Source organism: Nocardiopsis alba DSM 43377, from assembly GCF_000341225.1.
Classification (GTDB): Bacteria; Actinomycetota; Actinomycetes; order Streptosporangiales; family Streptosporangiaceae; genus Nocardiopsis; species Nocardiopsis alba.
The window spans coordinates 414,936-438,998 of the sequence record NZ_ANAC01000010.1 but is presented as its reverse complement, the minus strand read 5'-3'; the positions used below and the strand labels follow the sequence as shown (position 1 = coordinate 438,998).

The following is a 24,063-nucleotide window of genomic DNA, read 5'->3' as shown; positions in this document are numbered from 1 at the left end:
TTATCCGCCGATCCGCTCGGCGACGGTCTCGTGGGCGGTCTCCAGAGACTCACGGACGTCCTCGCCGCCGATGATCCGGGCCTGGGCGATGCCCAGCGGGTCCCAGGTCTCGCCCATCTCGGGGATGTTGGGCATGGGCATGCCGTTCTCGCCGGTCTCGGCCATCGTGGCGATGGCGGGGTTCTCGGCGGAGATCGTCTCGAGGGCTTCGAGCTGGACCGGGGTTCGCGGGTCGGCCTCGTACAGGGAGAGGATGAAGTCGGGGTCGGTGACGTGGTTGACCACGAACTCCTCGGCGAGGGCGCTGTTGGGGCTGCCGTCGGTCACGAAGAAGGCCTGGTAGCCGATGTAGGGGGCCGCGGGGTCCTTGCCCTCGAAGCCGGGGATGGCGCTGATCTCGTAGTCGATGTCGGAGGCCTCGGCGTCGCCGATGGTCCAGGGGCCCGCCACGAAGAAGGGGGCCTTCCCGTCGAAGAAGAGGGCCGCCTCGTTCTCCAGGTCGATGGAGCGGCGCAGCACGCCCTCGCCGGCCTCGCCGTATTCGGCGATCAGCTCCATGGCCTCGATGGTCTCGTCGGAGCCGATGCCCAGGTCCTCGGGGTCCCAGTCGCCCTCGGAGTCCTGCCCGAACAGGTAGCCGCCGGCGGAGGTCATGAGCGCGTTCATCCGGTAGGGGTCGCCCTCTTGGCCGACCGCCATGGCCAGGACCTCCTCGGCCTCTCCGGCCTCCTTGAGCCCCGTGCCGATCTCCACGAGCTCCTCGAAGGTCTCGGGGGCGTCGGGCGCCAGCTCGGTGTTGCGCATGAGGAAGATGTTCTCCTGCGTGTACGGAACGCCGAGCAGCCGTCCCTCCAGGGTCATGGCCTCCAACGCGGTCTCGTCCAGCGCGGCCTCGCGGTCGGCGGGCAGGTCGATCGGCTGCACCGTGCCGTTGCGCATGAGGTTGCCGGCCCAGTCGTGGGCGCCGACGAAGATGTCGGGGGCGTTGCCCGCCTGGTGGGCGTTGACGACGTCGCCCTGGATGTCGTCGAAGGAGACGTTCTGGACGTCGATCTCGATGCCGTTGGCCTCGCCGAACGCGGCGGCGGCGCTCTGAACGGCGTCGGCCCGCTCGGGGTCGGACCAGATGACGAGGGTGGGGGCGCTCGTGTCACCGGCGTCACCGTCGCCGCACGCGCTCGCCGTCAACGCGATCGCGGCGATTCCGGCGACCGCCGACACTCTGCTGGATCTCATGGTGTCTTCCTTCCGGGGGCCTGTCGGGGTCGGGCATGCGGTGCGCCGAGGGGTCGGCACCAACGCGGGGGCATGCTCGGTGATGTGACGTTAGCAACTCCTTGCAAACTTTGAAAGGCTTTGCAGACGTCAGGGATAAAGATGTGGAAACACCCCGGAAACGGATGGGGCAAGGGCGGGGTCCTCCACCGAAGGGGAGGACCCCGCGGGGTGCGTCACACGCGCAGCCACACCGCGGTCTCGGCGGGCAGACGCAGGACGTCGTCGGTCGTCTTCACACCGGGGCCGGAGTCCACCAGCACCTCGCCGGAGAAGGGCAGTTCGACCGGCGCCTCGGTGAGGTTCACGGCCACACGGACGCCCGGCTCGCGCTCGAAGCACAAAACGCCCTCGGGCGAGTCCAGCCAGGTCATGGACCCGTCACCCAACGCCTCCAGCTCACGGCGCAGCCGCAGGGCGGCGGTGTACAGCTCCAGGGTCGAACCCTCGACACCGCGCTGGGCGGCCCGGGAGAGCTCCCCCCAGTGCTCGGGGACCGGCAGCCACGGCTCGCTCCCCTCGGGACCGAAACCGAACGGCGCGACGTCCCCCTCCCAGGGCAGGGGCACACGGCAGCCGTCACGACCGCGATCGGTGTGGCCCGACCGCTTCCAGGTCGGGTCCTGGAGGGACTCCTCCGGCAGGTCGGTGACCTCGGGAAGCCCGAGCTCCTCGCCCTGGTAGAGGTAGACCGAACCGGGGAGCGCCAACATGAGCAGGGTCGCGGCCCTGGCGCGCCGGAGCCCCTGCTCGCCATCGCCGAACCGGGTCACGTGCCGGGTGACGTCGTGGTTGGACAGCACCCACGTGGTGGTCGCGCCCACCGTTCCATTGGCGGCCAGCGAACCGTCGATCACCTCGCGCAGACGGTTCGCGTCCCAGGGGGCGGTCAGGTACTCGAAGTTGAACGCCTGGTGCAGCTCGTCCGGGCGCAGGTAGCGCGCCACCCGCTCGGCGTTCTCCACCCAGGCCTCGGCCACCAGCGCGCGGTCCCCCGGGTACTCGGCGGCCAGCGCCGACCAGCGACGGTAGATCTCGTGCACACCGTCCTGGTCGAAGTAGGGCAGTGTGGTGCTGCCGTCGAGCAGATCGGCCTTGGCGTCCGGGTCGATGTCGGGCAGCGCCGGATCCTTGACCATCCCGTGCGCCACGTCGATCCGGAAACCGTCCACCCCGCGGTCCAGCCAGAAGCGCAGCACGTCGTCGAACTCGTCGTGCACCTCCTGGTGGGTCCAGTCGAAGTCGGGCTGCTCGGAGTCGAACAGGTGCAGGTACCACTGCTCGGGCGTGCCGTCGGGCCTCTGGAGCCGGGTCCAGGCCGGGCCGCCGAAGATCGACTTCCAGTTGTTCGGCGGCTCCTCCCCGTCGGGGCCCTTGCCGTCCCGGAAGATGTAGCGCGCGCGGGCGGGGGAGCCGGGTTCGGCCGCCACCGCTTCGCGGAACCACCGGTGGGCCGAGGAGGAGTGGTTGGGGACCACGTCGATGATCATCCGGATGCCCAGGTCGTGGGCGCTCCGAAGGAGAGCGTCGAAGTCGTCGAGGGTGCCGAACCTGGGGTCGACGTCCCGGTAGTCGGCCACGTCGTAGCCCCCGTCCGCGAGGGGGGAGACGTAGAAGGGGGTCAGCCAGATCGCGTCGACACCCAGTTCGGCGAGGTCGGGAAGACGCTCGCGGATGCCCGCCAGATCGCCCTCCCCGTCACCGTTGGAGTCGGCGAAGCTGCGCACGTAGATCTGGTAGATGGCTGCCTCGCGCCACCAACGCGCCTTGTGCTCCATCAACGGGATCCTTCCCAATCAGGATTGCAAGTTCTTGCGCAAGATTACCGTCAACTTTCTGTCATGTGATGCCGATCTCCACTAGAGTTGTGCGCATGGGTCCACGACTAGCCGACATCGCACGGCACGCAGGAGTCAGCGAGGCCACCGTCTCGCGTGTGCTCAACGACAAGCCCGGCGTCGGCGGCGACACCCGTAAGGCCGTCCTCACCGCCTTGGACGTGCTCGGCTACGAGCGTCCCGCCAGGTTGCGCCAACGCTCCGCCGGCCTGGTCGGCATGGTCACCCCCGAACTGGACAACCCGGTGTTCCCGATGTTCGCGCAGGCCGCGGAGAGCGCCTTGGCCCAACGCGGCTACACACCGGTGCTGTGCACCCAGACCCCCGGCGGGATATCGGAGGACGAGTACGTCGAACTCCTGTTGGAGCGCAACGTCTCGGGCATCCTCTTCATCTCCGGAAAACACGCCGACACCAGCGCCTCCCACGAGCGCTACCAGGCCCTGGTCTCCAGACGCCTGCCCATCGTCCTGGTCAACGGCTACGCCGACGCCATCCCCGCCGCCTTCATCTCCGCCGACGACCGCGAGGCCGGCCGCCTGGCCGTCGACCACCTGGTCGCCCTGGGGCACACCCGCATCGGCTTCACCAGCGGCCCCGAGCGTTACGTGCCGGTCCGTCGCAAGCTGGAGGGCTTCCATCGCGCCCTGGCCGAACACGGACTGGACGGCGACGGGCTGGTCGAACTCTCCCTGTTCGGCGTCGAGGGCGGACACGCCGCCGCCGTCCGTCTGATCGAACGCGGGGTCACCGCCATGGTCTGCGGATCCGACCTCATGGCGCTCGGCGCCATCAGGGCCGCCCGTCAGCGGGGCCTGCGCGTCCCCCGGGACTTCTCCGTGGTCGGCTACGACGACTCCCAGCTCATCGCCTTCACCGACCCGCCCCTGACCACCGTCAGGCAGCCCGTCACCGCCATGGCCATGGCCGCCGCCCGCGCCCTGTGCGACGAGATCGCCGGCCACCCGGTCTCGCACACCGAGTACCTCTTCGACCCCGAACTGGTGGTGCGCGGCTCGACCGCCGTCGCCCCGCCGGCCCCCACGCTCGCGGACCCTCCGCTCCGCGACCCCGAACGCGTCGCCGGAGGCCGCTGAACCGGGGCTCCGAGGCCGCTCGACCGGCGGAACACACCGGTCGGGGCACTACGGAGGGTCGGCGACACTGGGGACATGCCTTCCGTAGCCCTCGATGGTGAACCCGTCCCTCGCACCGGGGACCTTCCCGCGCACTCCCTCGCCGAGCTCGGGGACCGACCCCTCGGGTTCTACGTCCACGTGCCCTTCTGCGTCACCCGCTGCGGCTACTGCGACTTCAACACCTACACCGCCGACGAGCTCGTCTCCCGGGACGGCACCGCCACCGCCTCCCGGGAGACCTACGCCGGACAGGCGGTGGCCGAGATCGAGACGGCCGACCGCGTCCTGGCCGGAGACCGCCCTCGCGTGAGCACCGTGTTCGTCGGCGGAGGCACCCCCACCCTGCTCTCCGCCGAGGACCTGGGACGTATCGTCTCCGCGATCGGCGACCGCTTCGGGTTCGCCCCCGACGCGGAGATCACCACCGAGGCCAACCCCGAGACCGTCACCCCCGACTACCTGCGCCGTCTCAGGCGGGCCGGGTTCACCCGGGTCTCCTTCGGCATGCAGAGCGCACGCCCGCACGTCCTGCGCGTCCTCGAACGCGGGCACACCCCGGGCCGCCCCGAACAGTGCGTCACCTGGGCGCGCGAGGCCGGGTTCGACCACGTCAACCTCGACCTCATCTACGGCACCCCCGGCGAGAGCGACGAGGACTGGGCCGCCTCACTGGAGGCCGCCATCGGGGCCGGCCCCGACCACGTCTCCGCCTACTCGCTCATCGTCGAGGAGGGGACCCGTCTGGCCGCCCGCGTCCGCCGAGGCGAACTCACCGAACCCGACGACGACGCCATGGCCGACCGCTACCTCATGGCGGACGAGGCCCTCGCGTCCGCCGGATACACGCCCTACGAGGTGTCCAACTGGGCGCGCACCGAAGAGGGACGCAGCGCCCACAACCTGCTCTACTGGACCGGCGGTCACTGGTGGGGCGTGGGACCCGGGGCGCACAGCCACGTCGGGGGGACCCGTTGGTGGAACGTCAAGCACCCCGCCGCCTACGCGGCCCGCCTGGCCGCCGGAGAGACCCCCGCCCAGGCGAGGGAGATCCTCACCGACGCCGAACGCCGCTTCGAACGGATCCTGCTCGAACTGCGGGTGGAGTCCGGCTGCCCGCTGGAGCTGCTCGACGCCCACGGACTGGCGGCCGCGGAACGGCTGGTCGCGGACGGGCTCCTGGACCCCCGCGCGCACGCCGAGGGCCGCGCCGTCCTGACCCGACGGGGACGGCTGCTCGCCGACGCCGTGGTCCGCGACCTCACCTGACCCGACGGACACGACGAAGGGGCCCGGCGACGCCGGGCCCCTCTCGTACGTCGAGGACTACTTGATCCAGGAGACGTTGAACGGGTAGCGGTACCACTCGCCCTTGTTCGCGGCCATACCGCCCATGATGCCGAACACGATCGCGCACACCCACGCGGCGAACCAGGTGAGGTAGCCGATGATCAGGAGCATGAGCGGGAACGAGACGATGTAGACGATCAGGATCAGGATCTGGAAGTTCAGCGCCTGCGCCGCCTGGTCGCGGATGAAGGGGGACTCGTCCTTCTTGATCAGGTACATGATCAGCGGAACCAGGAGGCCGAGGAGGCCACCGCCCAGGTGGGAGATCAGACCCATGCTGCGCTCGTCGGCGTTGGGCTGACCGGTGGTCGCGGAGGAGGCCGCCGCGCCGGGGTGGGGCCCGTAACCGCCGTAGCCGCCGTAGCCACCGGGAGGGGGCGGGTAGCCGCCCTGGTCCTGCCCGGGGGGCGGGAAACCGCCCTGCTCGTGGCCCATGGGCGGGTACCCGCCCTGCTGAGGGTGCTCGCCGGGGTGACCGGGGGGAGGCGGATACCCGCCGGGCTGCCCCGGAGTCGGATACCCACCGGAGGGCTGTCCCCCCTGCGGCGGCGGATACCCGCCGTATCCGCCCTGGTTCTGCCCACCGTAGGGATCTTCGGGTGAGGGGTTTCCGGGATAGGACATGACTGGAATCCTTGAGGTGCGGGAACTGGGTCTACCTGCCGGTTCCGAGAGTACTTCGGCCTCGAGGCCGCGCGGAAACCGGAAATGAACACGGACACCACGACTTTCGAGGGTGTTCCGGAAGAAGGGTACGGCCGGTCACCGACACGTCGCCCGCCGGCACGTTCCGCGGGCCCCGCGATGGATCCCATGGCGTGGGGGTCACTTCAGGAGACGGAGGGCGAACGGGTAGCGGTTCCAGGCCCCGTTGTTCGCCCCCGACGCCGCGATCACGCCGAGGACGATCGCCACGAGCCAGATCAGGGCGACGAGTAGAGGGCCGATCCAGGCCAGATCCCCGAGGAAGAGCCCCAGGACGACGTAGAGCACCCCCGAGAGCAGATAGGGGATCAGCAGGGTGAGCTGGAAGTTCGTGGCCTCCGCAGCGTGATGCCGCGCGAACGGGGAACGCTCGCGTTCGGCGAGGTAGACGGCGAGCGGTGGGATCCAACCGAGGAAGGCGAACACGAAACCGGACAGGTGGGCGAGCATCGCCGCCAGGACGTCGCGGCCACCGCCGACCGGCGCGGGGGCGACGGACACGGGGTGGGGCGCGCCCTGGCCGGGGTGTCCCCCCGGAACCGGAGCGCCCTGGGGAGCTTGAGGGGTCGGCGCGGGGTGCCCGCCCGACGGGTGATGTGGAGCCGGAGCCGGGTGATCCTGACGGGGCCCCTGGGGCACGGGCGGAGTCGGAGGGGCGAAGTCCGGGCGCCCGCCCATCAAAGGCCGTCGTCCGAGGGTGTGATGGTCACCGGCCGCGGGCGGGGCCGGACGGGGAGAACCCTCAGGTCGCTGCGGAGGGGGCGCGGGATGCCCGCCCGACGGACCTCCCGGAGCGGGAGAGGCCCCCGGACCACCTCTCTGGTCCCGGTGCGGCGGCCACTGCCCCCGAGGCTCGTCCGGGGACGGGGGGTTCGACGGGGTCTCGCTCATGCTCTTCCTCGGTTCGACGGTCGGGACGTCGGGCGGACACACCACGACGGCGCCCGGGACCTCAGTCTTCCAGGGGGTGGGGGCCGGTGACGAAGTCGATGAGCTCCTCGACCCGCCCCAACAGGGAGGGTTCGAGATCACCGTAACCGCGGACCGAGCCGAGGATGCGCCGCCAGGCCTCGCCCGTCTCCATCCGCCAACCCAGCGCGGAGACCACCCCCTCCTTCCAGGGGAGCCCCCGAGGGACCTCGGGCCAGGCCCGGATCCCCACCGCCCCGGGGCGCACCGCCTGCCACACGTCCACGTACGGATGCCCCACCACGAGCACGTCCTCGCCCTGGACACGCTCGGCGATCCGGCTCTCCTTGGAGCCCGGGACCAGATGGTCCACCAGGACGCCCAGACGCCGCCCCGGTCCGGGGGAGAACTCCGTCACCACCGAGGGCAGATCGTCCACGCCCTCCAGGAACTCCACGGCCACACCCTCCACACGAAGGTCGTGACCCCACACCTTCTCCACCAGCTCCGCGTCGTGGGCGCCCTCGACGTAGATCCGACTCTCCCTGGCCGTACGGGCACGGGCGTCGGTCACCGCGATCGACCCCGAGGCGCTGCGCAACGGCCCCTTGGGCGCCTCACGAGGACGCACCAGGGTCACCGTGCGCCCCTCCAGGGAGAAGGCGGCCGGTTCCAGATCGAACACCCGCCGTCGACCGGCCCGATCCTCCAAGGTCACCGTGGCCTTGTCCCAGGCCACCACGGCCCCACAGAACGTCTCCTCGACGTCCTCCACGACCAGGTCGCGAGCGAGCGGTACCTCGGGCACCACGCTCGCGCCGCGTCGTCGTCGATCCTCCGCCAGAACGTCTCGGCCGTACCGGCCGGTTCCCTTGGTAGCCACGGTGGTGCAGTGTACTGGTGAGAGGATCGGTGCTCCGGCGACCGTGTGCGGTAGGTCGCCGATCCACCGGGAAGAAGAGAGGGCGTCCCGGACGTTGCCCCCGGCGAGTAGCCGTGCGGGTTTGCGGTCGGGCATAGAATCGGCACTGAGGACCACGGAGTGCCAGGAGGTGGCGAGTTGCTGGATGAGCGCAAGCTCGCGGTCCTGCGTGCCGTCGTCGAGGACTTCGTCAACACCAACGAACCGGTCGGTTCCAGGGCGTTGGCCGACCGACACCCTCTCGGTGTCTCTCCGGCGACCATTCGCAACGACATGGTCGCGCTGGAGGAGGAGGGGTACATCACCCAGCCGCACACCAGTGCCGGACGGGTGCCCACGGACAAGGGGTACCGCCTCTTCGTGGACCGCCTCTCCTCGGTCAAACCCCTCTCCGCGGCGGAACGCCGCGCCATCGAGTCCTTCCTCGGCGGCGCCGTGGACCTCGACGAGATCGTCGCTCGCACGGTACGGCTGCTCGCGCAGCTCACCCGCCAGGTCGCGATCGTCCAGTACCCGTCGCTGACCCGCTCGTCGGTCCAGCACGTGGAACTCGTACCCCTCGGCGGCCACCGCATCATGATGGTCGTCATCACCAACACCGGCCGTGTCGAACAGCGGGTCATCGACGGCCTCGGCGTCGTCGACGAGAGCGTGGTGGAGGACCTGCGCTCCATGCTCAACCGCGCCATCGCCGGCAAACACCTCGGTGACGTGCCCGACGCGGTGGAGGACCTGCCCGCCCAGGTCGCGCCGGAGGACCGATCGTTCGCGATCGCCGTCCTCTCGGTCCTGTTGGAGAGCCTCGTCGAGCGGCACGAGGAGAAGATCGTCCTGGCGGGCACCGCCAACCTCGCGGCGGTCGACTTCGCGGCGAGCCTGCGGGACGTACTCGAAGCACTGGAAGAGAACATGGTCCTCATCCGTTTGTTGGGTGAGGCGAAGGACCCCTCGATGCTCACCGTGCGTATCGGCGCGGAGAACTTCCACGAGGGGCTTCGATCCACCTCCATCGTGTCGGCCGACTACGGTGTGGGAAACCAGTCGCTGGCCAAGATCGGTGTGGTGGGACCCACCCGGATGGACTACCCGGGGACGATGGGCGCCGTCCGTGCGGTGGCTCGGTATGTCGGACAGATTTTGGCAGGACAGTAACTCAGTGGCCAGAGACTATTACCAGGTTCTCGGGGTGCGTCGCGACGCGTCCAAGGACGAGATCAAGAAGGCGTACCGGCGGCTCGCGCGCGAGTTGCACCCGGACATCAACCCGGACCCGGCGACCCAGGAGCGCTTCAAGGAGGTGACCCAGGCCTACGAGGTCCTCTCCGACGAGAACAAGCGTCGGATGTTCGACATGGGCCAGGACCCCTTCGCTCCGGGCGGCGGGGGAGGGGCCGGCGGCTTCGGCGGCTCGGGCGGCTTCGCCTTCGACGACATCATGAACGCCTTCTTCGGCGGCGGCCAGCCCGGTGGGCGTGGGCCGCGCGAACGGGTCCGGCGCGGACGCAGCATCAAGATCCGCATCGAACTGGACCTGGTCGAGACCGCCTTCGGCGTGAGCAAGGAGATCACCTTCCCCACCGCCATCCTGTGCGAGACCTGCCAGGGTGAGGGGACGGCCGCCGGTTCGCACCGCACCACCTGCGAGATGTGCCACGGCCAGGGAGAGGTCTCCCAGGTCACGCGCTCCTTCCTGGGCCAGGTCATGACCTCGCGCCCCTGCCCGCAGTGCTCGGGCCAGGGCTCGGTCATCACCAACCCCTGCGGAGACTGCGCCGGAGAGGGGCGGGTCCGGGAGAAGGTCACCCGTACCGTCAAGATCCCCGCCGGTGTGGACGACGGCACCCGCATCCAGCTCGCCGGCGAGGGCGAGGTCGGCCCCAACGGCGGACCGCGCGGCGACATCATCCTGGAGATCGTGCAGAAGTCCCACCCGACGTTCGAACGTCGCGGCGACGACCTGCACTGCACCATCACCGTGCCGATGACGGCCGCGGCGCTGGGCGCCTCCTTCGCCTTCGACACCCTCGACGGCACCGAGAACATCGACCTGCGCCCGGGGACCAACTCCGGACACGTGATCACCCTGCCGGGCAAGGGCGTCACCCACCTCGACGGCGGAGGCCGGGGCGACCTGCGCATCCGGGTCGACGTGGAGACCCCCGGCAAGCTCGACGAGGAGCAGGAGGCCCTCCTGCGCAAGTTCGCCGAACTGCGCGGCGAGGACCAGAACCCGGGACGATTCAGCCCCGGACACGGCGGGTTCTTCTCCAAGATCCGTGACGCCTTCGGCGCGAACAAGTGACGCCGCCGGTCTTCCTGGTGGAGACCGGGGCCCTGGCCGCCGACCTGATCCGTCTCGACGGACCCGAGGGTCGGCACGCCGCCGCCGTCCGACGCATCCGTGAGGGCGAGACCGTCGATCTCTCCGACGGTCTCGGCCTCCGGGCCCGCTGCGAGGTGGTGGAGGTCGTCGGCAAGGACACCCTCCTCTGCCGAGTCTCCGAACGCCTGGACGAACCCGAGCCGCGACCACGGCTCACCGTGATCCAGGCCCTGCCCAAACGGGACCGCGGCGAACTGGCGGTCGAGACGATGACCGAGGCCGGGGTCGACATCGTCGTCCCCTGGGCGGCCGAACGCTGCGTCACCCAGTGGAAGGGCGATCGAGGCTCCAAGGCCCTGGCCAAGTGGCGCTCCTGCGCTCGAGAGGCCGCCAAACAGGCCAGGCGTGCCCGGATGCCCGAGGTCACCGAACCGGTCGACCGCAAGGGCGCGGCCGAACTGCTCGCCGCGGCCGATCTGGCCGTGGTCCTGCACGAGGACGGCGCCGAACGGCTCTCCACGCTCACCCTCCCCGAAGCCCCCCACGACGGAGGCATCGTCCTGCTGGTGGGGCCGGAGGGAGGAGTATCCGACGCCGAACTCGCCGCCTTCGACGAGGCCGGCGCCGTACGGGCCCTACTCGGGCCCTCGGTCCTACGGACCTCCACGGCCGGAGTGGCGGCACTGTCGATACTCCAGGCACGCACCGGACGTTGGTGACCGCACCCGGCACCGCCGGACCGCGAACACGAAGAGAACGAAAAGAGGAGGGGCCGCGCGATCGCGCGGCCCCTCCTCTTCGTACGACCGTGTCATGACACGGACCGTCGCGGTCACTCGACGGTGACGTTGTCCTCTTCGGAACCTCCACCGCCGCTTCCGCCGCCGTTCCCGGAACCGTCGCCGTTCGGCGACTCGTTGTCCTCGGGCTCCTTGTCCGGGTCGGAACCGGGGTCGGTGCTCGGAGAGCTCGGGTCGGCCGTGGGCTCCTTCTCCGGATCGCAGTCGCGATCCTCGGGAGAGGAGGAACCCTCTCGGTCCCTCTCCCTGTCGGAACCCGAAGGCGAGGGGGAGGCCATGTCCGTGGGACGGCAGGAGGCGGCGGACTCCACCTTCTCCTCGTCCGACCCCTCCTCGGCGTCGGGGCTGGGCGAACCCTCTCGGTCCTTCTCCGGCTCCTCCGAGGCCCCACCACCATCGATGGCGGGGTCGGACTCGTCGGACGTCGCCACGACGTCGCCGTCGCGTTCCTCGCCCGCCACCGGAGGCGTACCCTCACGATCCGCGCCGGCGGGGACCATCTCCAACACCTGGTCGCGCACCTGGGGGCTGGAGATGATCACCGAGGCCACGATCAGGACCGCCGCCGCCACCGCGGCGACCGGACGTAGCCAGGGAAGGCCGAACCAGGACGAACGCCGATGCCGCTCGGTGCGTTCACGGATCAGGTTGAGGCCCTCGGCCGAGGGCGAGACGGTGTCCGCCTCCGCTTGGAGCATCCGGCGGAGCTGTTCCTCGAACTCCAGGTCGTTCTGGTCGTTTGGACTGCTCATGTGGTCTGCTCCAGTGCAGAGCGGAGCGCGGCGATACCACGGGAGGAGTGGCTCTTGACCGCACCTCGGCTGATGCCCATGGCGTCCGCGATCTGCGCTTCGGACAGGTCACCGTAGTACCGGAGCACGATGGCCTCTCGCTGACGAGTGGGTAGCTTGCGTAGGGCCCTGATGACCGCTTCGCGTTCCATCAGGTTCATGGCGCCGTGCTCGGCGCTGGGGGCGTCGGGTAGGGCCTTGGGGGCGTGCTTCTCCACGACCGCGCGGTGGCGCAGGACCGACCTGGCCTTGTTCACCACGGCCTGACGCAGATAGGACAGGGCCTTGCTGGGGTCCCGTAGACGGCGCCAGGCTCCGTGCATGGCCACGAAGGCGTCCTGAACGACTTCCTCCGCGGTCGCATGGTCCCGGACGAGAAGCGCGGCCAGCCTGACGAGGGGGCGGTAGTGCTCCCGGTAGAGCTCCGTCACGGCGTGGTCGGCGTCCCACTCGACCGCGAGTGGCGCCGTGGTGGCTCCGGCCACCATGGTTTCTGTCGTCACGTCAGTTCGACGCACACCCTTGTCGCGGGGTTTACGAAAGGGCATACCTCTTCTTTTCCAGGTAGACGCGCGTTCCGATTCGAAGGGGCCCGATCCGGTCGAAAGGCGACGAGATCGGCGCTCATGACGCGCACGGACAGAAAGCCTATCGTGTCGCCGCTCGCGGCCGTCGAGGGAACGGAGATCGGCCCGGTTGCGGAAAGGTTGAGAGTTCATCTCCCCGGCCGGAACCCTGCGACCGACCGATCCCTGCGGCATCATGGTGCCCGAACGCACCCGGAGGGCCCGACGGAGAACGGTCGGGCCGAGCGACGGAAGGTACGCGATGGTCGACCCCGACTGCCTTTTCTGCAAGATCGTGAAGGGGGAGGTGCCCGCGGACATCGTTCGCGAGACGGAGCGCACCCTCGCCTTCCGCGACATCAACCCCCAGGCCCCCACCCACGTCCTGGTGATCCCGCGCGAACACCACCGTGACGCCGTCGCGGCGGCCATCGCCGACAACGGCCTGCTGGACGAGATCGTCCGTGAGGCCCACCAGGTGGCCGAAGCCGAGGGCATCGCCGAGACCGGCTACCGGATCGTTCTCAACACGGGCCCCGGCGCCGGACAGACCGTCTTCCACCTCCACGCCCACGTGCTCGGCGGCCGCGGTCTCAACTGGCCCCCCGGATAGACGGTGACCGGTTCCGCCCGGTCCGGCCCCTTCGACACCGTCGACGAACGCCCGTCCGGCCCGGCGGCCGCCCGTTTTAACCGATCGTGCCCGCCGGGCCCGCGTTGGTAGAATCGAACCAGGGCTCATCGGTCGCTCCGGGTGTCTCGAACACCCGTGGTGACCACGGCGGCGCCGTCGACCGACCTCGGTGCCGGGCCCGGGACAAGCCCCCGCCGTGGGGTACGTGACCGAAGGGTAAGGACAGCGGCCGCAAGGCCACACCATGGCCGAGTCAAATCACGCGCACCAGGACCAGGAGACCCAGGTCAAGGTCGTGGTGCCGGACGAACATACGATGGTCGGTCTGCTCGGCTCGGGAGACGAACTCCTCCGGGCCCTGGAGCGGGCCTTCGACAGTGACATCCACGTCCGCGGCAACGAGTTCACGATCACGGGCACCCCCGAGGAGACCGCCGTGGTGGTCCGCCTCGTGGAGGAGCTGATCGAGCTCGCCAAGAGCGGCACGCACATCACCCCCGACACGATCGGGCGCATGATCCACATGCTGCGCTCGCCCGGGAACGAGCGCCCCGCGGACGTGCTCACCACCAACATCCTGTCGAACCGGGGCAAGACGATCCGCCCCAAGACGCTGAACCAGAAGCGCTACGTCGACACCATCGACCGCAGCACCGTGGTCTTCGGCATCGGCCCGGCGGGGACCGGTAAGACCTACCTGGCGATGGCCAAGGCGGTCAAGGCCCTCCAGGACAAGGAGGTCAACCGGATCATCCTCACGCGTCCGGCGGTCGAGGCCGGTGAGCGTCTGGGATTCCTTCCGGGCACCCTCTACGACAAGATCGACCCCTACCTGCGGCCGCTCTACGACGCCCTGCACGACATGTTGGACCCGGACTCCATCCCCAAGCTGATGGCCGCCGGCACCATCGAGGTCGCCCCCCTGGCGTACATGCGCGGGCGGGCGCAGCCCTTGCGGACCAAGGTGTTGACCCCGGAGGGTTTCCGGCCCATCGGGGATCTGCGGGTCGGCGACCTGGTGGTGGGCTCCGACGGGAGGCCCACCCCGGTGATCGGCGTGTACCCGCAGGGAGAGAAGCCGATCTACCGGTTCTCCTCCCAGGACGGGGCGTCCACCCTCTGCTCCGAGGATCACCTGTGGACGGTTCGGACCCGGGACGACGCCCGTCGGGGGAAGCCGCCCCGGGTGCTCACCGCCAAGGAGATCGCCGAGAGCGGGCTGCGTACGGCCCACTACCGCAAGTACGAGCTCCCGCTCCTCAGTGAACCCGTCGCCTTCCCGGAGCGGGAGGTGCCCATGGACGCCTACGCGCTCGGTCTCCTCCTCGGGGACGGATGCCTCACGGGATCGACGACCCCGAGTTTCGCCACCCGGGACCCGGAGCTGGCCGAGGCGCTCGACAGCCTCCTTCCCGGCGTGCGGGTACGGCGCAAGACCGACGTGGACTACGTGCTCAACCGCGAGAGCGAGCCCGGTGACGTGATCACCATCGCCAACCCGGTGACCGCGATCATGCGCGATCTGGGCCTGTGCGGGGCCACCTCGGGTACGAAGTTCGTCCCGGACGAGTACCTGTACAACACCGCCGAGGTACGACTGGCCCTGCTCCAGGGTCTCCTCGACTCGGACGGGGGCCCGGTGACGCAGGCGGGACGCACCTGCCGTGTCCAGTACGGCACGGCTTCGCCTCGGCTGCGTGACGCGGTGACCTTCCTGACGAGGTCTCTCGGTGGCGTGGTCTACGAGCGTTCCAGGCCGGCCGAGGGACGTTCCCCTGGTCTGGCGAGGGGCCGGGAGGTGTTCCACCGGCAGGACGCGTACGTGCTCGACCTGCGTTTGCCGGAGGGCGTTCGGCCCTTCCGTCTGCGGCGCAAGCAGGAGAAGTACGACGCGACCGGGGGCGGGCGGCCGATGCGTTTCGTCGACGCCATCGAACCGGCGGGGAGCGAGGAGTGCGTGTGCATCCAGGTGGCCGCGGAGGATTCCCTCTACGTCACCGAGGACTTCCTGCTCACGCACAACACCCTCAATGACTCGTTCATCATCTTGGACGAGGCGCAGAACACCTCGCCCGAGCAGATGAAGATGTTCCTCACCCGGCTCGGCTTCGGCTCCAAGATCGTGGTCACCGGTGACGTCACCCAGGTGGACCTGCCCGGTGGACAGACCAGCGGGCTCCGGACCATCGAGAACATCCTGCGTGACATCGACGACATCGCCTTCTGCCGATTGAGCAGTGAGGACGTCGTCCGGCACCGGCTCGTGGGCCAGATCGTCGACGCCTACGGTCGCTACGACGCGGCCCAGGGCGTGAACGGCGACGGGGCCGGCCGGTCCCGACCTCGGCGTGGACGGCGCCCCTCCGGCGACATCCCGCGTACGGACCGCACCGAGGACGGCCCGGACCGGGCAGACTGAGAGGACGTACGGATGACACCGGCCGGTGGGCCCGCCACGTGCGGGCCCACCGCTGTCGGTACGGCGTCCGTTCTCCGAAGAACGTCCGGCGGCCCGTCCCGCCGATCACCACCGACCAAGTGAGGCACCCGCAACCGATGAGTATCGACGTCGCCAACGAGTCAGGCGTCTCCAGTGTGGACGAGGAGAGGCTCTCCCGTCTGGCCCGGCACGTGCTCGACGCCATGCGCGTCCACCCGTTGGCCGAGCTGTCCGTCGTGCTGGTGGACGAAGGCCCCATGACCGATCTGCACGTTCGCTGGATGGACGAGCCCGGCCCCACCGACGTGCTCTCCTTCCCCATGGACGAGCTGCGTCCCGGTGGCCCCGGCCGCACCAGCGACCCCGGTGTGCTCGGTGACGTGATCATCTGCCCGCAGGTCGCGGAGCGTCAGGGGGAGAAGGCCGGTCACGGCACCGAGGCCGAGATCGACCTGCTGTGCACCCACGGCATCCTCCACCTGCTCGGCTACGACCACGCCGAGCCCGAGGAGCACAAGGAGATGTTCGGTCTCCAAGGCGAGATCCTCGCCGCCTGGCGTGAGCGCGAGGCGGCCGGGGAGAGCACGTCCGAAGGGGACGAGACCGCCCGATGAGCGCCTCACTGTGGCCGGACCCCGCCTCGATGGGCGGGGCGGAGCCCTGGGTGTGGATCGTGGCCCTCGCGGTGGCCCTGGCCCTCACCGGGATCGCCGGTTTCCTGGTGGCGGCGGAGGTCGCCGTCACGAGGGTGATGGCGGTCGGCATGGAGGCGACCTACGGCGAGCGGGCCGTCAAGGCGAGCCCCGCCTGGGAGCGGGTCGCCGCGGACACCACCGCCCACCTGAACACGCTGTTGTTCCTGCGTGTGGTGTGCGAGGTCTGCGCCGTCCTGGCGGCCGCCGTGGGCATGCTGTTCCTGTGGGGGCCGGGGTGGCCCGCGCTGGTGGTCACCGCGCTCGTGATGATCGTGGTGGAGTGCGTGCTCATCGCCGTCACCCCCCGGATCCTGGGCCGTCAGTTCGCCGGGCCCATCGCCAGGGTCAGCGCCACCGTCGTGCATCCGCTCCGGTTCGTGCTCGGTCCGCCGGCCCGACTGCTGGTGGGGGCGGGACGCGCGCTCACCCCGCGTGGAAAGGGCGATCGTGAGGGGCCGTTCAGCAGTGAGGTCGAGCTGCGCAAGCTGGTGGACCTGGCCGAGCGCGGAGAGGTGATCGACGCCGAGGAACGGCAGATGATCCATTCCGTGTTCAAGCTCGACGACACCTCCGTCCGCGAGGTCATGGTGCCCCGGCCCGACATCGTCTTCACCAACCGCGCGGCCGACGCCGACGCGGTCCTCACCCTGGCGCTGGCCAGCGGATACTCGCGGATCCCGGTCACGGGCGAGGACGAGGACGACGTGGTCGGCATCGTCTATCTCAAGGACCTCGTGGAGCGGTTGCGCGATCGGTGGGCGGCGGCCGCCGGTGGGGCCGAGGAGGTTCCGTTGACGGCGGGCGACGTGATGCGTCGTGCCACCTACATTCCCGACACCAAGCCCATCGACGAGTTGTTGCGCGAGATGCAGAAGCAGCGCAACCACGTCGCGGTCGCCATCGACGAGTACGGCGGTACCGCCGGGCTGGTGACCCTGGAGGACATCGTGGAGGAGATCGTCGGTGAGATCACCGACGAGTACGACCACGAGATCCCTCCGGTGGAGCGGTTGGACGAGGATCGTGTCCGGGTGACCGCGCGGTTGCCTCTGGGCGAGCTCGCCGAGCTCTTCCCCGACCGGGACCTGGAGGTGTCCGACGTGGAGACGGTGGGCGGCCTGGTGGCGTTCGTGCTGGGTCGGGTCCCGGCCGGAGGCGCCCAGGCGGAATACGCTGGACTCAGACTCACTCTGGAGGGCAAGAGCAGCCGCCGCAACCGGATGACGACGGTTCTGGTGGAACGGCTCCCGGTCGAGGAGACCGAGTCCGAAGGGGACAAGGACAAGCACACGAGGAGCACGGACCAGTGACGGACACGACGGGGCTCGGCCCCGAGGACGGCAAGCTCATCACGCTCGCGCGGGCCTCTCGGGCCCGCAACGCGGCCTCCGAGGGCGCCGCGGTGCGCGACGAGACGGGGCGCACGTACGTGGCCACCACGGTGGACCTGCCCTCGCTCAGGCTCTCCGCGCTCCAGGCGGCGGTGGCGGCGGCGGTCTCGAGCGAGGCCACCGCGCTGGAGGCCGCGGCGGTCGTCACCACGGCCGAGGCCCTGACCGAGGACGACCGCTCGGTGATGGACGATCTGAAGACCCAGGTGGTGGTGATCGCCGCCCCCGACGGGGTGCCCGCGAGCATCACCCGGCGCTGAGAAGGACACATGAACGACCTCGACCTCGAGAAGCTGCGGGTCCCTCTGGAACTCCCCTCCTATCCGGAGGGCTTCCGGAGCGGCTTCGTGTGCTTCGTGGGCCGCCCGAACGTCGGCAAGTCCACCTTGATGAACGCGCTGGTCGGGCAGAAGGTGGCGATCACCAGCAACCGTCCCCAGACCACTCGACGGACGGTGCGCGGGATCGTGCATCGCCCCGAGGCGCAGCTGATCATCGTGGACACTCCCGGGCTGCACAAGCCCCGGACCCTGTTGGGGGAACGGCTCGACTCCCTGGTGCGGTCCACGCTGGTCGAAGTGGACGTGATCGCGTTCTGTCTGCCGGCCGATGAGCCGATCGGCCGGGGCGACACCTACATCGCCAAGGAGTTGGCCGCGCAGACCCGCACCCCGGTGGTGGCCCTGGTGACCAAGGCCGACCTGGTCGACAAGGCGGCTCTCGGTGAGCATTTGATGGCCGTCGACGAGTTGGGGGACTGGGCCGACATCGTTCCGGTGTCGGCGCGGGGCGGCTATCAGTTGGACACCGTCACCGACGTGCTCTGTTCGCATCTTCCGGAGGGGCCGCCGCTCTACCCGGACGGCGATCTCACCGACGAGCCCGACGAGATGCTCGTCGCGGAGCTGGTCCGGGAGGCCGCCTTGGAGGGGGTCCGGGACGAGCTTCCGCATTCGATCGCGGTGGTCGTCGACGAGATGTACGAGCGTGAGAACACCAAGCCGGGCAAGGAATTGGTGGACATCTACGCGTCTTTGTACGTGGAGCGCCCCAGTCAGAAGGCGATCGTGATCGGTACGAAGGGTTCGCGTCTGCGCGACGTGGGCTCTCGTGCCCGTAAGCAGATCGAGGGTCTTCTGGGGCAGCGGGTCTTCCTCGACCTGCGGGTGCGTGTGGCCAAGGACTGGCAGCGCGATCCCAAGCAGCTGCGGAAGCTGGGTTTCGACCAGCAGAGCTGAGGATGGACGAGGGGCCCTGGCCGTTTTCGGTCAGGGCCCCTCGTGCTGTCGCGGGCCGGGTCCCGCTTCGCGTCGTCGGACACGGTCCAGGGACGGGCGGGGCGGGTCAGCTCTGGTTGTTGAGGTCGATGGCCAGGACGGTGGCGCAGTTCTGCACGATGGGCGCGGCCCGGTCGACGAAGTCCCATCCCACGCGGGCCTCGGGGCCGGAGACGGAGACGGCCATGCCGGAGGGGGCGTCCTTGACGGGGACGGCGACGCAGCGGACGCCGACCTCCTGTTCGCCGTCGTCGATGGCGTAGCCGGTCTCGCGGATGCGGTGGAGTTCGGCGAGGAAGGCGTCGGGGTCGGTGATGGTGCGGTCGGTGGCGGCGGGCATGCCGGTGCGTCGGACGGTGGCCAGGGCCTCTTCGTCGCTGAGCTGGGACAGGAGGGCCTTGCCGACGCCGGCGGAGTGGGGCAGGACGCGGCGTCCGACCTCGGTGAACATGCGCATGGCGTGGGGTGAGGGGACCTGGGCGACGTAGATGACCTTGTCGCCGTCGAGCATGGCGAGGTTGGCGGTCTCTCCGAGGTCCTCGACGAGTTGGGCCAGGTGGGGGCGGGCCCAGGTGCCGAGCATCTGGGCGGCCTTGTCACCGAGTCCGATCAGGCGGGGGCCCAGGGCGTAGCGGCGGGAGGGGAGCTGGCGCACGTAGCCGTTGCCGACCAGGGTCCGGATGATCCGGTGGATGGTGGGCAGCGGGAGTCCGGAGGAGTCGGCGAGTTGGCTCAAGGAGGCCTCGCCGCCCTGCTCGGCCATGATCTCCAGGAGGGAGAACGCGCGATCGAGGGACTGGACGCCACCGGGACGACGGGACGTCTCCACGGTGCTGCGGGGTTGGTCCATAGGGGGGGTCTGTGAGGCTGACAAGGGTCGTGCTCCCATGCTGAGGGCCGCTAGGTCACTGGTTCATTCTGCAATACGAAAGGCGCTTTTCGCTCTTACTCGCCCATGGAAGATCTCCGTCTCGCATCATGATACCGCCCGAACCCCTTGTTCTTCCGAATAGCAGAAGTTAATATCCGCATGTAGAAAACTGATCCCGGCTCCCGTAGGGGGAGCCCGGTTCCGTCGACGGAGGAGGACACCACACGTGGCGAGCGACATCCCGTCCGGTCTGACCGACCTGGCCACCGAACTCGACACCCGCCTGGCCGAGGCCGACGAGCGCCTCGCACGGGAGTACCCGGGCAACAACGGTGGTCGCCAGCCCATCCACAGCGTCTACGTCCCCGCCGACAAGGTCGGCGCCGGCCTGGCCACCGACTGGGGCAAGAAGGCCCTGGAAGCGCTGGAGGAGTTCGCCCCCAAGGCCTCCGACCTGGCCGAGGCCACCGGCCTGAGCGAAGAGGCCGTCGCCGACGCCCTGCCCCGGGTCCGGGAGAAGCTCACCCGGGAGCCCATCGAGGACCTGCGCGCCGACTTCGAGGACGGCTACGGCGACCCCGGTGACGAGGCCGAGGACGCCGACGCGCGCGCCGTCGCCCGCGCGTTCGCCGCCGACCTGAGGAACGGGGAGGCCACCCCCTACTTCGGTATCCGCATGAAGGGCATGGAGGCCCCCGGCCGTCACCGCGGCGTGCGTACGCTCGGCCTCTTCCTCCAGACCCTTCTGGACGAGCACGGCTCCCTCCCGGAGAACCTGGTGCTCACCCTGCCCAAGATCACCTCGGTGGAGCAGGTCGAGGCCATGACCTGGCTGAGCGGCCGCCTGGAGGAGCGCTTCGGTCTTCCGGCCGGGCGTCTGGGCTTCGAGCTCCAGATCGAGACCCCGCAGTCGATCCTGCTGACCGACGGCACCGCCGCGGTCGCGCGGATGATCCAGGCCGGCGAGGGTCGGGTCACCGCCCTGCACTACGGCACCTACGACTACAGCGCCTCCTGCGGTATCACCGCCGCGTACCAGAGCCTGGCCCACCCGGCCGCGGACCACGCCAAGGCCGTCATGCAGGTGGCCGCCGCCGGCACCGGCGTGTGGCTGTCCGACGGCGGTAGCAACATCCTGCCGGTCGGCACCCGTCAGGAGGTCCACTCGGCCTGGAGGCTGCACGCCGACCTGATCCGTCGCTCGCTGGAGCGCGGCTACTACCAGGGCTGGGACCTGCACCCGAACCAGCTCACCATCCGTTTCCTGGCCACCTACGCGTTCTACCGCGAGGCCTTCGCCCCGGCCGCCGCCCGACTCAAGGCCTACCTGGGCCAGGCCTCCGGCAACGTGATGGACGAGCCCGCCACCGCCCAGGCGCTGGCCTCGGTGTTGGCCGGTGGCCTGCGCTGTGGCGCGCTGGAGGAGACTGAGGTGGTCGAGGCCTGCGGGACCGACGCCGCGAGCATCGAGAACCTCGCCACCCGCCGGGCCGGACAGGAGAAGAAGTAGGGATGGCAGAACACGTACTGGTGGTGCGGGCCGCCCGCGCCGTCACCCCTGAGGGGGAGCGTCCCGTCAGCGTGGTGGTGGACGGTGGCTGGATCACCGACGTCCTCGACGGCGTGGACGCCACGGTCGACGCCGACCGCGAGCTGCGTCTGGCCGAGGACGAGGTCCTGCTGCCCGGGCTGGTCGACAGCCACGTGCACGTCAACGAGCCCGGCCGCACCGAGTGGGAGGGTTTCGCCAGCGCCACGCGCGCGGCCGCCCTGGGCGGTGTGACCACGATCGTGGACATGCCCCTCAACAGCGTTCCCCCCACGACCACCACCGAGGGCCTCAAGGCCAAGCGGGCCGCGGCCGAGGGCAAGCTCGCCGTGGACGTGGGCTTCTGGGGCGGTGCCGTGCCGGAGAACACCGGTCCGGACACCACGGGCGTGCTGTCCGACCTGTGGTCGGAGGGCGTGTACGGGTTCAAGGCGTTCCTCTCGCCCTCGGGCGTGGACGAGTTCGGCCACCTGACCGCCGAGCGTCTGGAGGCTGCCGCCACCGCCATCCAGGCCTTCGGTGGCCGGCTGATCGTGCACGCCGAGGACCCGAAGGTGCTGGACTCGGCGCCCGCGGCCTCGGGTCGTGAGTACGCCGACTTCCTGGCCTCCCGTCCGGACGAGGCGGAGAACGCGGCGATCTCCCTGGTGATCGAGACGGCCCGGCGTACCGGGGTGCGGGCGCACATCCTGCACCTGTCGAGCGCGTCGGCGCTGCCGCTGATCGCCCGGGCCAAGGAGGAGGGGGTGGCTCTCACGGTCGAGACCTGCCCGCACTACCTCACCCTGGCGGCCGAGGAGGTCCCGGCGGGGGCCACCAGCTACAAGTGCTGTCCGCCGATCCGAGACTCGGCCAACCGCGACCTGCTGTGGCGGGCGCTGCGCGACGGGCTGATCGACTGCGTGGTCACCGACCACTCGCCGAGCACCCCGGACCTGAAGCACCTGGACACCGGTGACTTCGGTACCGCCTGGGGCGGCGTGGCCGGTCTCCAGGTGGGCTTCGCGGCCGTGTGGACCGAGGCGTCCGGCCGTGGCGTGCCGCTCGCCGAGGTGGTGCGGTGGATGTCCGCCTCTCCCGCGGCCGTGGCCGGGGTCGAGGGCAAGGGTTCCATCGCGGTCGGGAACGACGCCGACCTGGCGGTGTTCGCTCCGGAGGAGGCCTTCCACGTGGAGGCGCGCTCCCTGGCGCACCGCAACCCGGTGAGCGCCTACGACGGCGCCGACCTCAAGGGCCGGGTGCGTCGCACCCTCCTGCGCGGTGTCGAGATCACCGCCGACAGCGTCTCCGGTCGCATGATCGCGCGCTCCTGAGCGACGCTCCGATGAGGGCGCCCCGCCGCACGGCGGGGCGCCCTCTCGCGTTCCGGGGGAGAGGGCGCGGGCGAGGCCCGGGCAGGCGAAAGGGGGAGGGCACCGTTCGTGGTGCCCTCCCCCTTCGGCGCTCGCGCGTCGACCGGGCGATCAGCCGCGCGCGGCCTCCCAACGGGCCTTGAGGTCGGCGGTGCCGGTCTCGGTCAGCGAACCGTAGACGTGCAGACGCGACATGCCTCCGTCGGGGAAGACGTCGGTGCGCACGTGGGTGACGGTCGCCGGGGCGTCCAGCACGAAGCGGTGCGGGCTGTCGGGCTCGAGGGCGGTGCGGCCCACGATCTCGAACCACTCGTCCGGCTTGTCGGAGTGGGCGTCACGGCCCAGGATGGTGATCCATCCGGCGGAGTTGCCCTTGAGGTAGGCGGTGTCGACCTCGATCGCGCGGACGCTCGCCTGCGCGGTCAGACGGAAGACCACCCAGTCGTTGCCGTTGTCACGGCGACGGCGGTTCTCCCAGCCGTCGTCCATCTTGTGGGAACGGCCCGGGGTGATGATGTTCTCCGGCGGGGAGAAGAAACGGTCCGAGGCGTCCTCGACGACACCGCCGTTGAGCAGGGCCGCGACGTCGAAGGAGCCCTGGGCGGACAGCCAGGTCGGGTCGGCGACCTGCTCGCCGTACACGCGCAGACGGGCGATGCCGCCGTCCGGGTACTGCTTGAGGCGCAGGTGCGTCCAGCGACGGGTCGAGGAGATCTCGAAGGCGTTGGCGGCGTGGCCGTACGCGGGGGTACGGGGGACCAGCTCGGTCCACTCGGCGGCCAGCAGCTCCTCGGTCGTGGGGGTGCCCTCGACGTGGGTCGCCTCGAGGGAGACCTCGGTGGGCTGGTTGCCGCGGAAGTGGGCGGTGTCGATGTTCACGCCGCGGATCACGCCGGGCAGGGCCAGGCGGATGAGCGCCCAGTCGTGGTCCTCGGAGGTCGGGTGCGGCTGCTCGGCGCTGACACCGCGGCGACGGCGGGTCTCCCAGCCGTCCATGACCTTGCCCTTGTGGCCGAAGGCGTGCGGGTCGAACTTGCCGGGCTCGGGCTTGAGGAGGTTCTCGCGGTGGGCGAAGAACTCGTCGTTGGCCGCGACGACGCTGCCGCCCAGACGCCGGTCGGCGAGGTCGACCAGGCCCGAGAAGTCGAGCTTGGTGTCCTTGTAGTCGGCGTAGGGGTCACCGCCCTGGTAGGGCTGGGCGTTGTAGGCACGAGGATCGAAGGGCTGGGCCCCGCTCAT

At 70.1% G+C, this 24,063-nt stretch carries 21 protein-coding genes and 3 pseudogenes; 15 read left to right on the top strand and 9 right to left on the bottom strand.

The features are described from left to right. Both D451_RS0109245 and D451_RS0109240 read right to left on the bottom strand, forming a co-directional pair. Entirely contained in the window at positions 1 to 1,236 is a 1,236-nt protein-coding gene (locus D451_RS0109245; protein WP_026124943.1) for a sugar ABC transporter substrate-binding protein, read from the bottom strand. 215 nt (positions 1,237 to 1,451) lie between these two features. Further along, positions 1,452 to 3,053, bottom strand: a complete 1,602-nt coding sequence (locus tag D451_RS0109240) for a glycoside hydrolase family 13 protein (protein WP_026124942.1) — start codon at positions 3,051 to 3,053, stop codon at positions 1,452 to 1,454. A 95-nt stretch (positions 3,054 to 3,148) separates the two neighbouring features. On the opposite strand from D451_RS0109240, the gene D451_RS0109235 reads away from it, so the two are divergent. Both D451_RS0109235 and hemW read left to right on the top strand, forming a co-directional pair. Continuing rightward, positions 3,149 to 4,210 carry a LacI family DNA-binding transcriptional regulator gene (locus D451_RS0109235; RefSeq protein ID WP_042281138.1) on the top strand — a complete coding sequence of 354 codons (1,062 nt, stop codon included), beginning with the start codon at positions 3,149 to 3,151 and terminating at the stop codon, positions 4,208 to 4,210. Between the two features lie 75 nt (positions 4,211 to 4,285). Further along, a complete protein-coding gene (hemW, locus tag D451_RS0109230; protein WP_014909662.1) occupies positions 4,286 to 5,518 on the top strand; it encodes a radical SAM family heme chaperone HemW in 1,233 nt (410 codons plus the stop codon). 57 nt (positions 5,519 to 5,575) lie between these two features. On the opposite strand, the gene D451_RS0109225 is transcribed toward hemW, so the two are convergent. The 3 genes from D451_RS0109225 to D451_RS0109215 form a co-directional block, all read right to left on the bottom strand. Further along, positions 5,576 to 6,223, bottom strand: coding sequence for a DUF4870 domain-containing protein (locus D451_RS0109225; RefSeq protein ID WP_014910559.1), 648 nt, complete (start codon positions 6,221 to 6,223; stop codon positions 5,576 to 5,578). Positions 6,224 to 6,424: 201 nt separating this feature from the next. Further along, on the bottom strand, positions 6,425 to 6,805 hold the full coding sequence (locus D451_RS0109220; RefSeq protein ID WP_017534191.1) for a DUF4870 domain-containing protein: 381 nt from the start codon (positions 6,803 to 6,805) through the stop codon (positions 6,425 to 6,427). Positions 6,806 to 7,256: 451 nt separating this feature from the next. After that, positions 7,257 to 8,096: a DUF3097 domain-containing protein gene (locus D451_RS0109215; protein WP_026124940.1), complete on the bottom strand. Its 840-nt coding sequence runs from the start codon at positions 8,094 to 8,096 to the stop codon at positions 7,257 to 7,259. A 177-nt stretch (positions 8,097 to 8,273) separates the two neighbouring features. Here D451_RS0109215 and hrcA point away from each other — a divergent pair, with 177 nt between their 5' ends. The 3 genes from hrcA to D451_RS0109200 are packed head-to-tail and all read left to right on the top strand — an operon-like array spanning position 8,274 to position 11,177. Further along, the gene (gene hrcA / locus D451_RS0109210) at positions 8,274 to 9,287 is read left to right on the top strand and encodes a heat-inducible transcriptional repressor HrcA (protein WP_014910672.1); all 1,014 of its coding nucleotides are present in this window, start codon (positions 8,274 to 8,276) and stop codon (positions 9,285 to 9,287) included. Positions 9,288 to 9,291: 4 nt separating this feature from the next. Continuing rightward, complete coding sequence (gene dnaJ, locus D451_RS0109205; protein ID WP_014908589.1) at positions 9,292 to 10,437, top strand: molecular chaperone DnaJ; 1,146 nt, start codon at positions 9,292 to 9,294, stop codon at positions 10,435 to 10,437. Next, complete coding sequence (locus D451_RS0109200) at positions 10,434 to 11,177, top strand: 16S rRNA (uracil(1498)-N(3))-methyltransferase (RefSeq protein WP_017534189.1); 744 nt, start codon at positions 10,434 to 10,436, stop codon at positions 11,175 to 11,177. The genes dnaJ and D451_RS0109200 overlap by 4 nt, the downstream gene beginning before the upstream one ends. Positions 11,178 to 11,290: 113 nt before the next feature. On the opposite strand, the gene D451_RS0109195 is transcribed toward D451_RS0109200, so the two are convergent. Together D451_RS0109195 and D451_RS0109190 are read right to left on the bottom strand one after the other, a co-directional pair. Next, a complete protein-coding gene (locus tag D451_RS0109195) occupies positions 11,291 to 12,010 on the bottom strand; it encodes a hypothetical protein (protein ID WP_017534188.1) in 720 nt (239 codons plus the stop codon). Then, on the bottom strand, positions 12,007 to 12,537 hold the full coding sequence (locus D451_RS0109190; protein ID WP_014913082.1) for a SigE family RNA polymerase sigma factor: 531 nt from the start codon (positions 12,535 to 12,537) through the stop codon (positions 12,007 to 12,009). The genes D451_RS0109195 and D451_RS0109190 overlap by 4 nt, the downstream gene beginning before the upstream one ends. Before the next feature lie 340 nt (positions 12,538 to 12,877). Between D451_RS0109190 and D451_RS0109185 the strand changes: the two genes are divergently transcribed. The 8 genes and pseudogenes from D451_RS0109185 to era all read left to right on the top strand — a co-directional run bounded on the left by D451_RS0109185 (position 12,878) and on the right by era (position 19,013). After that, entirely contained in the window at positions 12,878 to 13,228 is a 351-nt protein-coding gene (locus D451_RS0109185; protein ID WP_014910486.1) for a histidine triad nucleotide-binding protein, read from the top strand. A gap of 265 nt (positions 13,229 to 13,493) precedes the next feature. After that, a pseudogene (locus tag D451_RS28885) lies at positions 13,494 to 14,192 on the top strand (PhoH family protein); the annotation flags it as partial. After that, positions 14,181 to 15,005: pseudogene (locus D451_RS28880) on the top strand (LAGLIDADG family homing endonuclease); the annotation flags it as partial. The pseudogenes D451_RS28885 and D451_RS28880, both read left to right, overlap by 12 nt. A 267-nt stretch (positions 15,006 to 15,272) precedes the next feature. Further along, positions 15,273 to 15,668: pseudogene (locus D451_RS28875) on the top strand (PhoH family protein); the annotation flags it as partial. A 137-nt stretch (positions 15,669 to 15,805) separates the two neighbouring features. Next, the gene (ybeY, locus tag D451_RS0109175; RefSeq protein ID WP_014911437.1) at positions 15,806 to 16,303 is read left to right on the top strand and encodes an rRNA maturation RNase YbeY; all 498 of its coding nucleotides are present in this window, start codon (positions 15,806 to 15,808) and stop codon (positions 16,301 to 16,303) included. Then, positions 16,300 to 17,694, top strand: a complete 1,395-nt coding sequence (locus tag D451_RS0109170; protein WP_014911378.1) for a hemolysin family protein — start codon at positions 16,300 to 16,302, stop codon at positions 17,692 to 17,694. The genes ybeY and D451_RS0109170 overlap by 4 nt, the downstream gene beginning before the upstream one ends. Beyond that, on the top strand, positions 17,691 to 18,035 hold the full coding sequence (locus tag D451_RS0109165; protein WP_014910533.1) for a hypothetical protein: 345 nt from the start codon (positions 17,691 to 17,693) through the stop codon (positions 18,033 to 18,035). Before D451_RS0109170 ends, D451_RS0109165 begins: the two co-directional genes overlap by 4 nt. Before the next feature lie 9 nt (positions 18,036 to 18,044). Then, positions 18,045 to 19,013 (top strand): GTPase Era, encoded by a 969-nt coding sequence (gene era, locus D451_RS0109160; protein ID WP_017534186.1) that lies wholly within the window; start codon positions 18,045 to 18,047, stop codon positions 19,011 to 19,013. A 106-nt stretch (positions 19,014 to 19,119) separates the two neighbouring features. Here era and D451_RS0109155 read toward each other — a convergent pair whose 3' ends face one another. Next, positions 19,120 to 19,902, bottom strand: a complete 783-nt coding sequence (locus D451_RS0109155) for an IclR family transcriptional regulator (protein WP_017534185.1) — start codon at positions 19,900 to 19,902, stop codon at positions 19,120 to 19,122. 247 nt (positions 19,903 to 20,149) lie between these two features. On the opposite strand from D451_RS0109155, the gene D451_RS0109150 reads away from it, so the two are divergent. Beyond that, the gene (locus D451_RS0109150; protein WP_017534184.1) at positions 20,150 to 21,433 is read left to right on the top strand and encodes a DUF6986 family protein; all 1,284 of its coding nucleotides are present in this window, start codon (positions 20,150 to 20,152) and stop codon (positions 21,431 to 21,433) included. Between the two features lie 2 nt (positions 21,434 to 21,435). Further along, positions 21,436 to 22,785 carry an allantoinase AllB gene (gene allB / locus D451_RS0109145; RefSeq protein ID WP_017534183.1) on the top strand — a complete coding sequence of 450 codons (1,350 nt, stop codon included), beginning with the start codon at positions 21,436 to 21,438 and terminating at the stop codon, positions 22,783 to 22,785. 150 nt (positions 22,786 to 22,935) lie between these two features. Here the strand turns inward: allB and alc are convergent, their stop codons facing one another. Further along, positions 22,936 to 24,063: an allantoicase gene (gene alc / locus D451_RS0109140; RefSeq protein WP_017534182.1), complete on the bottom strand. Its 1,128-nt coding sequence runs from the start codon at positions 24,061 to 24,063 to the stop codon at positions 22,936 to 22,938.